Below are 15,617 nucleotides of genomic sequence, written 5' to 3'. Positions count from 1 at the left end.
TGCTGTACGTTTTGCTTGTCACCTTAATTTACCCGACTGAGCCGCCTCGAATGAGCGACGTGTAAATGATTTCGTTTTCAGTTTCTTCTTGTTGCAGCAATTTCACGAGCTTTTCAGCGGCGACAGCGCCCCATTTGTACTTGGAATAGTCGATGGTCGCTAGGCGCGGGTTTAGATAGGCGCCGACATCGCGGTTATCGAAGCCGATAATGCGAACATCGCGGCCAATGACAAAATTTTGTTTCGCGAAATAGCGGTACATTCCTATCGCCATGTTGTCGTTAAGCGAAAGCACCGAAACGGGATGCTTCCATTCGCGAACAATTTGGGCGGCGGCAAGCTCACCAGAAGCTTCTTCAAAATCGCCTTCGATGACGTGGACTTTTTCGCTATCAAAACGCGCCAGTTCCGTGAGAGCGGTGTCAAAACGGACGTTGCCGTCAAACGAATCTTTTGGTCCTTTGATGACATAAAAGTCGCCGCTAAACCCTTCTTTTAGGAAATCGACAGCGAGAGTGGCGCCTCCTTTGTTATCTAGCAAGACTTGGCGGATGTTAGGGTGCGTCAGTTCGCGGTCAAGCACAACCATTTTGTGGCCGCGATCAGCGTATTTTAAAATATCTTCCGTTTTAAACGTAGCATCCAATATGATGGCACCGTCAATCATTTTTTCCGGTAAAAAACGCTGCGATTTTTCCCCGCTGAGGGCAATAAGTTCATAATCTAATTTGCGCAGCGTTTCCGTGAGTCCATCAAGAAGTGGTCCGTAAAAAGCGCCGCCGTAGTTCGCCAAATAGGCGCCGATAATTTTTGTTTCGCGTGTTTTCAAAGTGCGTGCGGCCATGTTTGGAACATAGTTTAGCTCATTCGCAATGGCTAGAATGCGTTTCCGTGTCTTCTCCGTCACCTTCGAACTTCCGTTAAGCGCATAGGAAACGGTGGATATGGAAACGCCAGCTTGTTTTGCAATATCTTTAATTCCTACCAAATAAATCGCTTCCTTTTCGCTATTTTATTATATTATACACATTTTCTTAAATGCTGGTAAACAAAATTTCAAGCGCATGCTCCCCTTTTTCAAGTTCCGCTTTTGGGATAAAAAGAGCGCCCTCTCTGTATGGATTACGCAAAAGCTCACGCCGCGTTTCCCCTGCGAAAGTAATCCCTTTTTCCGTGCTCAACTTGAAAGTTAGATTTAGCGTGCGTCCAGAAAGTTCCATCGTCACTTTAAGGCCGTCTAAATCCCGCGGTAAAACAGGATCAAACTCAAAATGATTTGCCGTTTCGCGAATTCCTAAAACGGAGCGAATCAATTGGTTTAAGTAAATGCCAGGTCCGCTTGAATAAATGCGCCAGCCGCCTTTCACGGGAATACTTCCTTTTTCGACAGCAGCGAAATCATCTTGCGCGGCGTAGCGGTCAAGGAAAGCCGCATCTGAACTACTAAAGTACGTATTGCTTTGACGCGTAGCTGCGTTTGGTACAACTTCACTAATTTGAATTGGGTTAATCACATCTAGCATGTGCACTGCGCGACCGTCCCCAATTTTCGCAAGCGATTCAATATAGCGAATGTGTGCGTGAACGTATTGCAAACCGACCTCACGACCAAAGTTTGCTGCTTGCTCCGCCCGTTTAAAGTGCTTGCTCACACCACCCGCGTAATGCGCCGGTGCGCTCATCAGACGGACGCCATCAGGGTGGAGCAAATGCTCTTCGATAATATCAAAATTTTTCTTGCGCTGCTCATCGCTCACAAGTTCGGCGATGACGCTTCTTGTTAACGGAATTAGACGGTAATCAATTTTCGTTTCTCTATCTTGCGGATGAATCATAAATTCCGCTGTTTGTTCATCTTTCATATACACAAACCCAGGAATGACATCTGTAGTGCCAAGCATATAGTTGTTAAAATCACGCTTAATTGCATCCGCAAGCTCCGCATAATGTTTGCCCTCTGGCATTTCGTCCCCCAAATGCTGCATCACTTGGTACGTCAGCGCGACCGTCCAACTGGAAACCATCCGTTTTTTAAGTTCACTGTTTGCCGGCTGCAAAGTGTCGTCCCAGTCGCCGTCACCATAATTGGAAAGCGAAGTCCCTTTCATAAAGCGACTTTCAATTGTCGCAACAGCTTTTTCGATGTGTGCCTTTAAAGTTTCTTTCGAGTCGGTGTATCCTTTTGTTCTCGCCGAAATAAACGGAATGCTTTCTTCCAAAATCGTTTTATCCCCTGAAAGCGCCAGATAATCGCCGACCATTTTGAGCGGCCAAACGATGACGTCTCCGTGGCTTTCTTCTTGCTGAATGTCGACGTATTCATCGAACATAAACCACTGCGGCCAGTCACCCGTTTCGGCGTATTGATGCGAAAACACTTTCAAAATAAGTTTGCGAAGCACTTCTTTTTGTCCCGTTGCAAGGAAAAATTCAAATGGCCCTTGCGACACATCACGCGTCCCCCAAGCGGCGCCACTACCTTGTTCAAGACCGTGCGGCGAAGCATAGTGAATCAACATTTGGTGCGCATACCAGTAAGCCGTCAAATTGTACTTTTCAGCAAAAGTGGAGTCATGCGAAAGCTTGAACTGTCCAAGTAGCTTATCATAAAACTGCTCAAAATCCGCTTCTTTTTCGGCAAAAAAACGACCGTCTAACGTAGCTTGAACTTCAAAATGCGCGCTTTCCTTCTTCGAGTAGATAAAGCAATCTAAATCAGCCGTGTTAATCGCTGCATGCGCAATAAAACGCTCATCTGTTATTTCGTCAAAATTGCCGGAAATATGGTACGCCAAATTGGGATAGCGCACGTTGTTTTTTGGCTTGTAAATAAGCGTGCCGTCCGTTTCCGTCCGTGAAAACTCATTTTCGTATTCATTTGGCCCCATACTAACTTGATTCGTCATGATAAAATCATACGTTTTGTTTTGCTCAGAACGAATCGTAACAAGCACTTTTTTGCTCCCACTGGAAAGCTTTGTTTCCACTGTAAGTGTGTCATCAGCCAACAGATAAATCCATTTCGCGCGGTTCGTCTGCATCTCGAATACACTCGGCATCGTGAGCAGATGAAGCCCGTCAGTTTTGCGCAAATAAATTCGGAGTCCACTCGTTTGAAGCAAATTAAGCGCGTTTCGCTGATGCGAACTAAATTTATTCATGTTCGTGTTCCCAAGCGTCACATGCGTTTGGAATACGCCCGCCATATAAACCGTTGTCGCCAGTGTGTTTTCCGGCGAGAGCAAGTCAACTTGATCAAGCAAAATCGTGCCGTGCGCACGCTCCACCAGGCGTTCTTTTTCCTTTAAAACAACATGCGCTTTTTCTGGGGTAAAAAAACTTAGCGTCTTGTTTGCCGACTGCTCTTCAAACAGGCGTGCTGGATAGTGCGCCTGAAGCCATTTTGCAGATGCCGTTTCGCCTCTAATTTCTGCCGCATGCCCGTGTTGTCGCACCATTTTTTCGCCCAATTGAAAATCGCTTTCTTCCAAACTATCAAAAAGCGCGTTTAGTTTCGCGGTAGAAGTTACAGATGTAGTCGCTTCCATTTGATTTCGCGTGAGCAGCCCATAAAAACACGTTTTTTCCTTCCCTTGCAAAAGTTCCGTTTGTAAACCGACCAGCGCCATTTCATATTGCCATTTGCGATTTTTAAGTCCGTCGCCTAGAAGTCCTTCCGGCGCTTCACCAAGTTTAACGCCCGTCCCGTAAAAATCGAATCCGTCCGTCACAAACCGTGTAATTTTACTTAAAGCACCAAATTCAGCGCCCGGAAATTGATTCCCCGCTTGCGGCTGGTTTTGCCGCGTCAAAATAACCTTCCCACGCTCCGTATCAAGCACATTATAATCAAGGTACTGCGCCATATACGCCTCGTTCGTTCTAACAGCCGAAACATCAGCAAGCCCTAAATCCTGAATATAAATTAAATCATAACTTCCTTGAATATCCGCTGCCACCTCATAAAACCAACCATCTGCATGGATATGAAAAGTTACCAAATAGCTTCCAACAGGTAAAGTACCCGCATAGCTAACCGCACTCGCATGATAGGAAAACGTCGCGTCTTCATTTAATAGCGGATAACTTTTCCCGTCCGCCCGTAAGAAAATTTGTCCTAACCGCGTTTCAAGCGGGTTTTGCAATACTTGATTCACAAGCACCCCGTCATACAAAAGCGCATGCAAGTGCCCCGTTTCAAAAAATTTCGCCTCAAATTGACCTTTTCCAATTGTAATCATCTAACCACCCTAACCTCAAAACTTTTCACATCCACACTACTCGTTCCAATAAACACCCGGTGAAGCCCAGCTTCCTGCACCACAGTCAAATCCGGTAAATAAAACGAAAAATCTTCTTTTGTTAAAGCGAAAGAAAGTGTCGTTTTCTCACCCGGTTCTAGGCGCACTTTTTGAAACGCCTTAAGCTCTTTTAGCGGCCTGGAAACACTCGCTGTAATATCTTGCAGATATACTTGAATGACTTCGCTGCCGGCGCATTCGCCCGTATTTTGAACCGTCACTTTTACATGAAGCGTATCCGCTAGCGCGATTTCGTCCGCCACTTCCATTTCACTAAGCACAAAATTCGTATAGCTTAACCCAAAACCAAACGGAAACAGCGGTTCATTTGGAATATCCAAATACTGCGACAAATATTTCTCACCCGCGTTTTGCGCCGTTTTTGGGCGACCCGTGCGCAGCTCATTATAGAAAATTGGAATTTGTCCAGTTGTTTGCGGAATGGTCATCGATAGCTTCCCAGAAGGATTTACTTCTCCCGTCAGCAAATCAAAAATGGCATTTCCAGCTTCTGTTCCTGGAAAAAAGACATCTAAAACCGCTTCAGAATGGTCAACTAAATCGTGGATATCAAGCGGGCGACCGTTGAATAGAACCGTCACGACTGCCGAATTTGCCTTTGCAACACGTTTAGCGAGCTCATATTGCGCCTCCGGTAAGCGAATTGTCGCAAGACTTGCCGCCTCACCACTCCACTCGCTTTTTTCGCCAACACATAAAACGACGACGTCCGCATTTTTGGCTGCCGTTTCCGCTTCCTGCAACACGTTTTCCGAGATTTGCTCGTAGTCAGTGGACACAATTTCTGTGGCGCTGAATTTGCCCGAGAAGGCGTCCGCCATCGACACCGCATCTTTCTGTTCGCCGTACACAACCCAACCGCCCAAAACATCTTGACTATCCGCAAGCGGTCCAATCAACGCGATTTTTTGGTTGAAAGCAAGGGGTAAAATGTTTGCATTGTTTTTCAACAGCACGGCTGATTCATGCGCGACATTTCTTGCTACTTGGCGGTTCTCATCAGACAAAATATCTCCGCTACGCGAATCCCGTTTTAATCCCCGATAAGGATCTTTAAAGAGCCCTAGTTCCTCTTTTAATACGAGCATACGCATCACCGCTTCGTCTAATAACCCCTCCGAGACCTCGCCCGTTTCAACGAGCTCTTTTAGATTTGTAATAAAGCATTCCGTCATCATTTCAAGGTCAACACCCGCTAGGAGCGCGCCTTTTGCGGCTTCTTTCGTATCAGCTGCCGTCCCGTGATTAATAACTTCTTTCACTGCGCCCCAATCTGAAATCAGCACGCCTGAGAAACCAAGTTCTTGCCGTAAAACGTCTCGATTTAGCCATTTATTCATAGTCGCCGGAACGCCTTCTAGTATATTGAAAGACGTCATCACCATTTTCGCACCCGCTTCAAGCGCCGCCTGATAAGCTGGTAAATAATTTTGATAAAACTCGCGTTTACTCATATCAACTGTATGATATTCACGTCCTCCTTGCGGGGCTCCGTATGCCGCGAAATGTTTCACGCAAGCAGCTAAGCGCGTGTAATCTTCCTGCAAATTTCCGCCTTGGTATCCGCGAACCATCGCCGCACCTAAGCGACTATTCAAATGTGGATCTTCGCCTGTAGATTCCATGACACGTCCCCAGCGCGGGTCCCGAACTAAATCCACCATCGGAGAAAATGTCACATGATGCCCACTTGCTGTCGCTTCAAGTGCCGAAACTCGAGCCATTTCACTTGCCACCTCTTCACTAAAAGATGCGCCTAGTGCTAGCGGAATAGGAAAAATCGTTTTATGCCCATGAATGATGTCCGCCATAAAAACAAGCGGAATTCCTAAGCGATTTGTTTTCATATGTTCTTCCTGAATTTGTAACATATCTTTTTTCGAGCTCGACCCTAAAACCGAACCCGCATTTTGAATAATGCTTTCCGTCAAATTGAGCTCTTCCATCGGTCCAGTAATTTCGCCCTGCATTTCGGTTCCTTTGAAGAATATCGGTGAAAGTTGCATCATCTGACTAATTTTTTCATCAAGTGTCATTTTTCCAAGTAAATCTTCCAACTGATTCTTATCCATAACGGCCTCCTAAATTTCTTTTGAAATCGAAACGTTTCTATCTAAATATAACAACAGTATAAGCGCTTTCTTTTTTATAGTCAATCATTTTTATTGTTTCACAAGATTTTATCGTCGATTATCACTTTTCTTACTATTAAATGGGCGAAAACCGAATTTGATTAGCATGGCAAACGCAATATCAAAAAAACGTTATATAGAGCCATTTAAATACCTTTTTTGATTTTTTTAGAAAAAAATAGTTGAAACCGATTACATTTCATATTATAATAACCCTATCGAAACGTTTCTATAAAATTTCAAGTTTGTGAAAATGCGTCATAAAAAACGGAGGTAAAAATAATGAAGAAGAAAATGAGTATTGTTTTGTCTGTTTTAGTTTTATCCTTAAGTTTAGTGTTAGCAGCTTGTGGTTCAGGAAGTGGGAGTGAGTCTAGCGATAAAGATACTTTAACAGTATGGGCAATGGGTGATGAAGCAAAATCCCTGAAAGACTTAGCCAAAGACTTTACGAAAGAAAGTGGCATTGATGTCAAAGTACAAGTTATTCCTTGGGCAAATGCACATGACAAATTACTAACTGCTGTCGCATCAAAAGAAGGTCCAGATGTTCTGCAAATGGGAACGACTTGGATGCCTGAATTTGTAGAAGCTGGCGCTATTCAAGATATTTCGAAGGAAGTTAAAGCGAGTGAAAACATGAATCCCGACAAATTTTTCCCGGGTTCAGTAAAAACAACCGAATTTGACGGCAAATACTACGGTGTTCCGTGGTACGCAGAAACGCGCGTCTTATTCTACCGTACCGACTTACTTAAAAAAGTAGGCTACAACGAAGCCCCTAAAACATGGGATGAGCTTTCCGACGCTGCTTTAAAACTTTCTAAACGTGGCAAAGACATGTATGGCCTTAACGTTGACGCGAACGAACAAACACTAGGCTTTATGTTCGGTCGTCAAAACGGCTCTGAGCTTCTTACAGATGACAATACAAAACCCGTTTTTAATCAAAAAGAATTTGTAGATGCAGTGAAATATTTAGATTCCTTCGTAAAAAATGGTTCTGCTCCTGACACTGATTTAGGCATGGATGCTGCCCAAACATTTGGTGGAGACGGAATTGTACCGATGTTCATCAGTGGACCGTGGATGGTTAACACCATTAAAACAACGATTCCTGATATCGAAGGAAAATGGGCAACTGCTGTTCTTCCTAAAAAGGAAAATAACATCTCCAGCCTAGGTGGCGCGAACTTGACTGTCTTCAAATATTCTAAGAAACAAAAAGAAGCACTTAAATTTATGGAATTTATGAGCCAACCAGATATTCAGTTGAAATGGCTCAAAGACACAAACTCAATGCCAGCAAGTAAAGCAGCATGGGAAGATAAAACACTAAAAGAAGACCAATTCTATCAAGTGTTTGGTGAGCAAATGAAAGACGCTGAACCAATGCCACTTATTCCAGAATTTGAAGAAATTGCACAAACGTACCTCAAAAACTGGGAACAAATTTATCGCGGCGGTGCTGATCCACAAGAACAAATGGACTCATATAATCAGCAAGTCATCGATATACTCAAGAAATAAAATACCGCGGGGCGCACTTTGCCCCGTTTTTTCATAAGAAAGGAGCGCCATGAAACAGTTTTTAAATCGTCATACACCCTATTTCTTTATTTCGCCAGCGCTAATTTTACTTATTCTTTTTTCCCTTATACCGATTGTCGTCGCTTTTGTTATTAGCTTCACCGACATCAACTTAACGGGACTGGCGGACTTTTCGAAAATTAATTTTATCGGATTTGAAAACTATATCAATATTTTACAGGATCCGGTTTTCTTGAAATCCATTGGAAACACACTATTTTATGTTATTGTCGGTGTTCCACTTGTCATCGTTTGTTCGCTTGCTATTGCGATTATGATTAACTTTTCGCAAGCGAAGATTTTCCAATTTTTCCGCTTAATCTTTTACACACCTTCCATCACAAACGTTGTCGCGGTGGCCATTGTTTGGAGCTATTTATACAACCCGCAATTTGGGCTTTTTAACTACTTGCTGTCGCTCATTGACTTGCCGCCAGTTCCGTGGTTACAAGATCCTACGATTGCTAAAATCTCTTTAATTATTCTTGCTGTATGGCGGGCCATTGGTGTCAATATGATCATTTTTTTAGCGGCCCTGCAAGGTATTCCAAAAGAATACTACGAAGCAGCGCAACTAGATGGTGCCGGCAATTTCCAACAGCTCTTTAAAATTACCGTACCGCTTCTTAGTTTTGCGATTTTCTTTGTCAGTGTAACAACATTAATTGGCTGGTTGCAATTCTTCGAAGAGCCGTTTGTTATGACAAAAGGCGGGCCGCTAGACAGTACAAATTCAGTTGCCCTTTTCATCTACCAAAACGGTTTCCAATTTAGTAAATTCGGTTACGCGGCGGCTGGGTCATTTATTCTGTTTATCGCGATTATTATCGTGACTCTGATTCAATTCCGTTTACAAAGAAAAAATAATACGATGTAATTTGAGAGGAGAAAAAAATGAATCCATATACAGAGAAATCTCGCATGTCAAAACTAATTGTTATTCTTATTTTAACGATTGGCGGATTTTTTATGATTTTGCCGTTCATTTGGATGGTTCTCTCCTCCTTTAAAACGGATGCAGAAATTTTAAAAATTCCTCCAACCATTTGGCCTGAAACATTCACTTGGGAAAATTTCAAAATGTTGTTTGTTGAAATGAACTTCAGTGTGTATTTAAAAAATACACTTATTATCGTGCTATTCTCTTTCATTGGCCTATTTTTCAACGCAATGGCCGGCTATGGTTTTGCTAAATTTAAATTTAAAGGGAAAAACAAACTATTTTATTTAGTGTTAGCTACAATGATGATTCCCGGACAAGTAACTATGATTCCGGTCTACTTAATTTTAAATGCGATGGGACTCACCAATACAATGACAGGTATTATCCTCCCCGGCCTAGTTGGCGCCTTTGGGATTTTCCTATTCCGGCAATTTATGTCCACCATTTCCGATGACTTGCTTGAAGCGGCACGACTAGACGGAGCAAGTGAATTTTATATCTTTTGGCGAATTATCATCCCGATCTCGCGTCCAGTATTAGCTGTTCAAGGGATTTTGACATTTATCGCAGGCTGGAACTCATTCCTATGGCCACTCATTATTGCCAACGACGAGAAGTACTATACACTTTCCGTTGGCTTGCAACTACTAAAAGGGCAATATAGCAGTAATTACGCTTTGCAAATGGCAGGTTCTACCTTCATGGTTATCCCCGTTATCTTGATTTTCATGATGTTCCAGAAATATATTTTAAAAGGCTTCAATGTTTCAGGAATGAAATGATGAATTAAAAAGACAAAAAACGGTGCTACAATCCAAAAGTTAGAGCACATTTAATTAAATTTTTTGGCTGGTCTGAAGACAGTATTCTATCTGACTTCGGCCAGCCAATTTTAATTTGATATATTGATGATGATACAATCTTATTACTATAGAAACTTATTATGTTTTGGGATTAGCTTTCGTAAAATATAAATGTTGCAACCTCTAAAAAGATTTTCTACCCATTTTTTTGATTAAGTTAGAATTTACACCTTACATCGGCCTATAAAAAAAGCCGAGAGATAAGTTGTCTCTTCAGCTTTCCGTCCGTTTAGAACTCAAACAATTGCTAGGGATGGTCTTATAAATACTGCCACCCCTACTTCAGTTATATTATTTTTATCTTCGTAGCAAATGTTCACTACACAAAACTTTCCAATGAGCGCTTCAGGCTTCTTTTAATTTTTAGGAATGTATTTAAATAGCTGATAACTTTCTCTAGCTGTCAAAGCGAGATTCTTAGCTGCCACTTCTTTTTTCAAGGCCGAGTCTAAAGAAATCGGCTCTTGTTGAATTGAAAAAACGCCCAGAAGGAGTGCTTCCAAATCACCTAAGTTTGCGCTTCTCCTACCAGCAAGCCCAATCACTGGAATTGCATATTTCCGAGCAATTTCAGCAATTTTCATTGGTAATTTTCCTTGTGCGGATTGTTGATCTATACTGCCTTCTCCCGTATAGATTAAATCTGCTGTTTTTAGAGCAGCTTCTAAGTTGGTCATTGCTGCAATTAGATCAAATCCAGATTCGATTTTCCCACCAATACAGACCAGACTTCCTGCTATCCCCCCAGCCGCTCCTGTTCCTGCTAGCTCATTTAAATCTGTTCCTACTTGTTCAAAAATAAAGTTTGCCCAGTCTTTTGCCCGTGCATCTAGTCGCTTCACTTGCTCCAAACTTGCTCCTTTTTGTGGTGCAAACACATGTGCAAAACCAAGCTCACCTGAGAAAGGATTACTCACATCACTTCCAATGAAGATTTCAAGTTCTGCGAAGGTTTCTTTTAGCGCGTGTAAATCAATATCAAATTTCGCCTCTTGCAAAAGTAAGTTTCCTTCATGTTTATTTCCTTTTGTAAGAGCAGTAAGCAAGCCTAATCCGCCGTCTGATGTTGCTGTTCCGCCTAAAAAGATAACGATTTGCTTACAATTCCGTGCTTTGGCATCTAGAATCATTTCGCCAACACCAAAACTACTCCCTTGTTTTGTCGTTTCTTCGCTTGGTTTGATGGCTTCAATTCCGATAATCGATGCACTTTCGATGATAGCTGTTTTTTTATTTTTCCAAGTTGTGATGAGGTAGCTGACTTCTCTTGCCCGGTTCAGTGTATCTGTCGCTATCATCGTCACACTTTCCACGTGCTCTAGGCCATGTTTTAAGGCACTCATGCTCCCTTCACCGCCGTCTGAAACTTCATAAACTTGGATGTCTGTTGAAGCATCGATTTGATGAATTCCTTTTTGAATGGCTTCTCCAGCTTCTAAACTTGTTAGACTTCCTTTAAAGGAATCCACTGCGATTGCGATTTTCATTTTTCTTCAACCTCAATCCATGCAAATCCGTAAGCGTTAAGAGAGAGAGTATTTGTAACGAGAGCTTCGTTAATAATGTCAAATCCACTTACGCCTTCGATTGATACAGTTTCATTACTTACGTTTGTAAAAGCCAGAATACTCTTTTGTCCATCTCCAAGATTTCGTTTTAACGCAAAGATTTTTGCTCCATAATCTAACACACTTTGGCTCGCATAAGGGCTAAATTGCTCGTAGTTTTTTCGAGTTTTGATTAACTTAGAAATGCCGTTAAAAATCGTCTTGCGATAATGATTCGTTTCTAACTCGTTAAGCAAAACTTCTTTATCCAATTTTTCACGGTTGATACGCCGATTAATACCAGATTCATTCACACCTTTAAAATCATTTTTAGAACCAAAAAGAGAATGGTAGTAAATGGCTGGAACACCGACCATCGAGAGTAAAATATGATGTGCCGCTATCATTTTCTGAGTTGTCTGTTCATCATCTTCTCCCTCATTCCGTAATGCTTCTGAGTAATTAATGTTTAGCTCATAAACTGTCTCACTACCATCTAGATTCGATTTATAAGATACCTTTCCGCCATTTGCCAGCACTTTTTCGACTAAAAATCCACGTTCTTCTTCAGGTAAAATGCCTTCTGTTGGGCGCATTCCAATTCCGTCATGAGAGGCTAGAAAATTAAAATAGGTCGATGTACTTGAAACACGATCAATATTTTTAGCCCAACCGCTTAGAATTTCGCTGCTGTTTTTTGTAAAAGCATGTAAGACAAGCGGCGGAAGCGGAAACTGGTAAACCATCTGTGCTTCATTCCGTTTGTTGCCAAAGTAGCTGATATTTTCTTCATGCGGTACATTCGTTTCAGTGATGATTTGGGTGTTGGGTGCGAAATATTCCAACAAAATTCGCCAAAGCTGAATTAATTCGTGCGTTTCCGTTAAATGAATCGAGCTTGTTCCCGATTTTTTCCACAAAAAACCAATTGCATCCAGTCGAATGGAAGAAGCCCCTTCTCGTGCATAGGTTAAAATAACATCTGTCAGCCGCGCGAGCATTTTTCCGTCTTGAATGTTCACATCGACTTGGTCTTCGCTAAAGGTTGACCATGCTGAAACAGAACCATTTTTCCCTTCATAGGTATGGAAGAGTGGTGATGTCCGAGGCCTTACAACGTTTGAAACATCAAAATTAGGATTTTCTTTTATAAAGGCTTCTCGAAATTCTGGATCTTCTACTAAAAATCTTTTGAACCAGTCGCTTGATTTTGACATGTGATTTGCAACAAAATCAAACATTAACCGATAATCTTGTCCGAGATGATGAATATCCGACCAGTCTCCAAGTGAAGGATTGATTTGATAATAGTCGGTCACGGAAAATCCATCATCTGACGTATAAGGAAACATGGGGAGTAAATGTACATCCGAAATAGTTTCTCGCGCCACTTCATCAAGCGTTTCTTTAAGCGCAAGTAAAGGTGCCTTGCCTGCAGACTGAATACTATCACCGTAAGTAATCAAATAGACATTGTTTTCCCCGATAACTTCATGTTTAGGAAAGGAAAGTTGTTCAAATTTTTGAATGACGGGTTCAAGCTCCGCCATCACTGCATCTGCTTTTTCACGATATATTTGGTTTATTTTTTCTGAAATTGCTTGTTTGATTTCCAATTTATTCACCTACTTGATTCAAGACTAGACTTGCAAAATCTTTTCCGCCAATTTCTATTACGCTTTTATCCGCTTTTTCATCTAATGTGCAACTCTTGCGAAGTGTTTCTGGTAATATAATTGGTTTTTCTTGTGGATTAAATACCCGCAAAATGATTTGGTTGCTTTTTTCTGCTTTTTTCATACTACTTACAAAAATATCATTCGGCACGGTAAGCATGGTTTTTTCTACTGGTAAACCTTGTAAGTTTTCAGGTTGCGGTAATTCAAAACGATCTAGACGCTCTTCAAAGCTATTCAAATTTTGTAATTGATAGCTCAGTACATTACGAGAAACTTCTTCTGCGCTCCCATATAAATGAACGGGTTCTGGCTCTCCTGCCGTAAAACGGCAACTCAGTTCAAATATCCATTCACCTTGCATCTGAGCATCAGGCGTTTCCACCACTTTATTATTAATTCCAGACGCTCGCCCCGGCCGCCAAGCAAGGTCATCGCGTCCAAGTAGGCCAACACTTCTAAATAGAGTGATAAAAAGGTGTTGATTCGTTGCCTCATATTCTTTTAATCCTTTTGGATAAACCGCCAAGTGTCCTGCCTCATCTGGCGTTACAACCAAACGTTCAAGCGGATAAATTGCTTGCGGGGATTCCGCAAACCCAAGTTCTTTCCAATTTGATAAATAAGGGTTATTATTTTGACGTTCTAGCAAACTATAGCCTTGATCTGCGAAACTCATACCCGCTTTATTTTCACTGGCAAACCGCATTCGAATTCGGTGATCTTTAGTTTGATTATCAAGCTTGTGCGCTAAATGAATTAAATCAGAGTTCTTCGTGAGACGAATCGTTGTCTGGATTTTCATCTGTTCGGTTAATGCATTCGCCTGCTCAAGATTTTTTGCCACTGCCACTTCCGTTTCTACAACCATCTGACTTTCTTCTGCTGACTCTTTCACTTCGAGAATATGAAATCCGTTTGAAAAATTGGCTTCGTTTCCTTCGATAGGTGAAAAATCATAAGAATCCCCACCATCCGCGCAATTTTCAAAATCAAAAAAGTTTTTTCGAACCGTTCCATCTGCTCTTCTTAATTCAATTTGTCCGCCAGCAACACAAATCTCATAAAATTCATTACGGATACTTGTTGCTTCCGTTAACGCTAACACTTCAGCAGAGGTTTCATCAAGCTGCAGCTTACGATAGCCAAATCCTTCAAAATGGACTCTTGCTGTAATTTCCGTACGGTAATACCCCGGAAGTTCAACTTGCACTTCGCCGTCCGCCGTCACCTTCACCTGGGTTCCGCCAGAAATATATTCTTGTTTGCGAATCACTTGGTTTAAAATATTTCCTACAATATCTGTTAGTCGAACTTGCTTTGAGTGAGTAAACACAACGAAGTCCACTTGCTTTTCTACACTTTTAGGACTTAAATGAAATGCAAGTACACCCGATTCTTCTCCCAAGACAGCCCTGCTAATTTGCTTTTTCAAAATATTAATCTGATCGTCAATAATTCGTTCTACTTTAAATAAACGATTCATAATTTCCCGATTAGTTTCATCTGAGTTACACCCGCCAATCGAATCATGCGCATGCACGTCAAAAAGAAGTTTTAGACAATGATTAATCCAGTTTTGCGGATAATTTCCACCAAGATCCTTGCTAAGCACTGCCAAAGGTTCCAACTGTTGATACAGTTTTTCTTCTACTTTTGCGTTTAAAATTTTAATATCCACTCTTTGCGAACGTATTGTATTATGAATACGTGATTTTTGACAAGCAATTAGTTCCCCAGAAATTTCAGTAGCGTGCGGGCGCTCCCATGCTTTTTCCATAAAACTTTCATAATCTGACAAAATAAATTCATAATGCCAATCCCGTTTATTGAGTTCTTCAACCACTTGTGGGAAGTGTTTTCGAACAAAAACCTGATCTCCCCCAGCTGGTAGTAACAAAGGCACGTGCGCTGGATTCTTAGCTTCTAGCGCCTCTAAAATCGGAAGCAATGTTTTTTCTACATAGTCCTCTTCATTTGATAAGAATTTTCCCGGACCATATCCAAAAAAGAGATTATTGGTTTTAATCCCCTCTCCATTTGGTGCAATCCAGTTGAAATTTAAATCTTCGCTAACTTGTTCGTTATACACACCTCTTTGTAGCACGCTATAGGACAGGCCAAATCGTCTAAATATGCTTGGTAAATAAGCATTTTGCCCAAAAACATCTGGCAAATAACCAATATCCATCGAATGTCCCAGCGCTTCAGCTCCTAATTTTCCAATTAATAAATTACGAATGGTCGATTCGGTTTGAACAAGTAAAGTATCCCCTTGTGTGTACCAAGGGCCTACATGTAGCCTATTTTCTTGAACAAGTTTTTTGATACGCTGGCCATCTTCAGGCGTATATTTAAGATAATCCTCAACAACAGACATCTGTCCATCAAAGGTATATGTTTTAAATTCAGGTTGCCTCTCCAAAAAGTGCAACAACTGGGAAAGATTTTCACTTAATAATGTATTGGAATCTTCTATTGAAAAGTACCACTCACGATCCCAATGACTATGTGGTACAACAAAAACTTGCCTTTTCACGGATC

The 15,617-nt window shown here is 41.5% G+C and carries 9 protein-coding genes; 3 read left to right on the top strand and 6 right to left on the bottom strand.

The genetic code is table 11. The annotated features are described in order from the left end of the window. Positions 1-28: 28 nt before the first annotated feature. From BN1609_RS11430 to BN1609_RS11420, 3 genes are read right to left on the bottom strand one after another with little or no spacing between them, the layout of a single operon-like run. Entirely contained in the window at positions 29-988 is a 960-nt protein-coding gene (locus BN1609_RS11430) for a LacI family DNA-binding transcriptional regulator (protein WP_088810894.1), read from the bottom strand. A 46-nt stretch (positions 989-1,034) separates the two neighbouring features. Next, complete coding sequence (locus BN1609_RS11425) at positions 1,035-4,241, bottom strand: GH36-type glycosyl hydrolase domain-containing protein (protein WP_179946627.1); 3,207 nt, start codon at positions 4,239-4,241, stop codon at positions 1,035-1,037. Further along, complete coding sequence (locus BN1609_RS11420; protein ID WP_088840871.1) at positions 4,238-6,394, bottom strand: glycoside hydrolase family 3 N-terminal domain-containing protein; 2,157 nt, start codon at positions 6,392-6,394, stop codon at positions 4,238-4,240. The genes BN1609_RS11425 and BN1609_RS11420 overlap by 4 nt, the downstream gene beginning before the upstream one ends. A 342-nt stretch (positions 6,395-6,736) precedes the next feature. Between BN1609_RS11420 and BN1609_RS11415 the strand changes: the two genes are divergently transcribed. From BN1609_RS11415 to BN1609_RS11405, 3 genes are read left to right on the top strand one after another with little or no spacing between them, the layout of a single operon-like run. Further along, the gene (locus tag BN1609_RS11415; RefSeq protein ID WP_088810892.1) at positions 6,737-7,984 is read left to right on the top strand and encodes a sugar ABC transporter substrate-binding protein; all 1,248 of its coding nucleotides are present in this window, start codon (positions 6,737-6,739) and stop codon (positions 7,982-7,984) included. Between the two features lie 49 nt (positions 7,985-8,033). Then, complete coding sequence (locus tag BN1609_RS11410; protein WP_088840870.1) at positions 8,034-8,921, top strand: carbohydrate ABC transporter permease; 888 nt, start codon at positions 8,034-8,036, stop codon at positions 8,919-8,921. A 17-nt stretch (positions 8,922-8,938) separates the two neighbouring features. After that, positions 8,939-9,769, top strand: coding sequence for a carbohydrate ABC transporter permease (locus BN1609_RS11405; RefSeq protein ID WP_088810890.1), 831 nt, complete (start codon positions 8,939-8,941; stop codon positions 9,767-9,769). Positions 9,770-10,206: 437 nt separating this feature from the next. Here the strand turns inward: BN1609_RS11405 and BN1609_RS11400 are convergent, their stop codons facing one another. The 3 genes from BN1609_RS11400 to BN1609_RS11390 are packed head-to-tail and all read right to left on the bottom strand — an operon-like array spanning position 10,207 to position 15,612. Beyond that, positions 10,207-11,337: a glycerate kinase gene (locus tag BN1609_RS11400; protein ID WP_088825870.1), complete on the bottom strand. Its 1,131-nt coding sequence runs from the start codon at positions 11,335-11,337 to the stop codon at positions 10,207-10,209. Then, positions 11,334-13,022, bottom strand: a complete 1,689-nt coding sequence (locus BN1609_RS11395) for a sugar phosphorylase (RefSeq protein ID WP_369821893.1) — start codon at positions 13,020-13,022, stop codon at positions 11,334-11,336. The genes BN1609_RS11400 and BN1609_RS11395 overlap by 4 nt, the downstream gene beginning before the upstream one ends. Next, entirely contained in the window at positions 13,015-15,612 is a 2,598-nt protein-coding gene (locus BN1609_RS11390; RefSeq protein WP_088810888.1) for a glycoside hydrolase family 38 C-terminal domain-containing protein, read from the bottom strand. Before BN1609_RS11390 ends, BN1609_RS11395 begins: the two co-directional genes overlap by 8 nt. Between the last annotated feature and the right edge of the window lie 5 nt (positions 15,613-15,617).

Origin of the sequence: Listeria sp. ILCC797, from assembly GCF_900186185.1 — a bacterium.
Classification (GTDB): Bacteria; Bacillota; Bacilli; order Lactobacillales; family Listeriaceae; genus Listeria; species Listeria goaensis.
This window is presented reverse-complemented; position numbering and strand designations above follow the sequence as displayed.